This is a genomic window from Kribbella sp. NPDC056345 (genome assembly GCF_042262745.1).
Classification (GTDB): domain Bacteria; phylum Actinomycetota; class Actinomycetes; order Propionibacteriales; family Kribbellaceae; genus Kribbella.
In genome coordinates, this window is sequence record NZ_JBHJQQ010000039.1 from 1 (window position 1) to 2,275 (window position 2,275).

A 2,275-nucleotide genomic window follows, 5' to 3' on the forward strand; every position below is an offset into this window, starting at 1 on the left:
ACAGGCGTTCCTCGACAAAGTGGACGACCAAGGCCGCATCCACCCGAGCATCCGCAGCCTGGCCGCCCGCCCCGCTTCAAGAGAGGAACCAGCGATGCGCGTCCGCATGAAGGTCACGATCTCCGGCACCCGCGACGGCCAGCCCTGGCCCGAGCGCGGACAGAGCGTGGACCTGCCCGACGGCGAGGCCAAGCAGATGGTCGCGGCAGGCCTGGCCGAGCCGCACGACGACAGCGACGACGGCGAGGACGGCCAGCCGCCCGAGGAGAACACCGCCAACCCGGGCGAGCCGGAGAAGGCCACCGGCCGCCGCAAGCCCACGACGAAGTCGGCCGTCGAGAAGTAGCCCGGGAGGCTTCCATGGCGCTGCTCACCCTCGCCGAGGCGAAAGCCCAGCTCGACAACGACACGGACACCGACGACCTCGAGCTGCAGGTGTACATCGAGGCACTGACCGCAGCGATCGAACGGCACGTCGGGCCGGTGGAAACCCGGGAGTTCGCCGAGACGATCGAGGGCCGCAGCAGCTCCCTGTGCCTGTCCCACATTCCGGCCGTCGCCCTGGTGTCGGTCGTCCCGGCCGTGGACGCGGGCGACGCTCTCGACCTGGACGCGCTCGTCCTGGACGGCGCCACGGGCATCGTCCGCTACCGGGGCGGCTCGTTCACGGGGACGCTGTGGCGGGTCACGTACACGGCCGGCCGCGGCGAGGTGCCGCCCACCATCAACCTGGCCGCGCGGATCCTGCTTCAGCACCTGTGGCGTACCCAGTACGGGGCATCCCGGGGGCTGGGCAGCATCGGCGGCGGCGACGACTTCTCCGTGACCGAGCCGGTGCCCGGCTGGGGCTACGCGATCCCGAACAGGGTCCTGCAGCTGCTGGAGCCGTACAAGGTCCCGCCGGGGGTGGCCTGATGCTGACCTCTCGTGTCCCGGCCGCTGTGGACGGGCTGCTGGCGGTGCTGCGGGCGGCACCCGGCCTGGCGGACGTGACGGTCGTCGACGGGCCGCCAGCGGTCAACCTGACCCCGCGGCGCCTGCTCTTCGTGGGCTGGCAGCCTGGGGGCGAGTCGGCGGTGTCTCTCGCCCAGACGTTCAACGGCGCTGGCGCCAGGACCCGCGACGAGACGTTCCAGATCGCCGGGTACATCGAGGCCCGCACCGGCGACAAGGACATGCAGGCCCGCCGGGCTGCAGTGTTCGCGATCCTCGGGGAGATCGAGACGGCGCTGCGCGCCACGACCGACGCGCCGGACGCGCCCACGCTGGGCGGGGCGGTGCTGTGGGCGCACCTGACCGCGGGCGACCTCACCCAGATCCAGAGCGAGGGCAGCACCGCCGGGCTGGCGTTCACGGTGACCTGCCAGGCCCGTATCTGATCCACCACCACAAGGGAGCAAGTGATGGCGCGTGTGCGCTTTCTGGGGCCGGAGCCGGTGACCGTGCCCGAACTCGGCCGGACTGTCCACCCGGACGAGGTCGTCGAAGTCTCGGACGAAAGGTTCGACGGCTACGTGTGCCAGCCCGCGAACTGGGAGTCCGTCGAAGAGCCCGGGGCGAAGGCCTCGAAGAAGACCGCGGTCAAGCCGCAGAAGGAGGGCTGATCCATGGCGATCGGATCCGGGCTCGGTGCCCAGCTCGGCATCGCAGCCGAGACGACCTACGGCACCTACGTGGCGCCGTCGAAGTTCATCGAGTTCACGCAGGAATCGCTGGCGCTGAAGAAGACCACGGCGCAGTCGGCGGGGATCGCGGCCGGCCGTCTGCTGGCGCTGTCGTCGCGGCGCGTGCTCACCCCCCGCGAGGTGGAGGGCAGCCTGGACATCGAGGTCGCCAACAAGGGCATGGGCGCCCTGGTCCAGGCGCTCATGGGCACGTCGGTGACGCCGGTGAAGCAGTCGACCACCACGGCGTACATGCAGACGCACCTCCTGGCGGACACCCGGGGCAAGTCCCTGACGATCCAGAAGGGCGTGCCGCTGACGACTGGCACGGTCACGGCTAAGTCTTTCGTGGGCTGCAAGGTCACCTCGGCGGAGTTCGCGTGCGAGGTCGGCGGCATGCTCACCGGGTCGTTCGAGTTCGACGGCAAGGACTGCGACGAGGCGCAGCCCCTGGCGGTCGCGTCGTATGGCAACTCGTCCCCGTTCCACTTCGGGCAGATGACCCTGAAGACGGGCGCGTTCGGGCCTCCGGGTGGTATCCCGGGGGACAAGTCGATGAACTTCGGTCCGTCGGCCAAGCGGTTGCTGAAGCGGCTGCGGCCGCACCGCGT

At 70.5% G+C, this 2,275-nt stretch carries 5 protein-coding genes; all 5 read left to right on the top strand.

All coding sequences use genetic code 11. The annotated features are described in order from the left end of the window. Positions 1 to 346: hypothetical protein (locus ACFCV3_RS42645; protein ID WP_376041179.1), on the top strand; the 346-nt coding region annotated here is incomplete at its 5' end. 14 nt (positions 347 to 360) lie between these two features. Beyond that, positions 361 to 915 carry a hypothetical protein gene (locus tag ACFCV3_RS42650; protein WP_375852331.1) on the top strand — a complete coding sequence of 185 codons (555 nt, stop codon included), beginning with the start codon at positions 361 to 363 and terminating at the stop codon, positions 913 to 915. Further along, positions 915 to 1,379, top strand: coding sequence for a hypothetical protein (locus ACFCV3_RS42655; protein ID WP_376041182.1), 465 nt, complete (start codon positions 915 to 917; stop codon positions 1,377 to 1,379). Before ACFCV3_RS42650 ends, ACFCV3_RS42655 begins: the two co-directional genes overlap by 1 nt. A gap of 24 nt (positions 1,380 to 1,403) precedes the next feature. Continuing rightward, on the top strand, positions 1,404 to 1,604 hold the full coding sequence (locus tag ACFCV3_RS42660; RefSeq protein WP_365438247.1) for a hypothetical protein: 201 nt from the start codon (positions 1,404 to 1,406) through the stop codon (positions 1,602 to 1,604). Positions 1,605 to 1,607: 3 nt separating this feature from the next. After that, positions 1,608 to 2,275, top strand: a 668-nt coding sequence (locus ACFCV3_RS42665) for a phage tail tube protein (RefSeq protein WP_376041185.1), incomplete at its 3' end; no start/stop codon positions are given.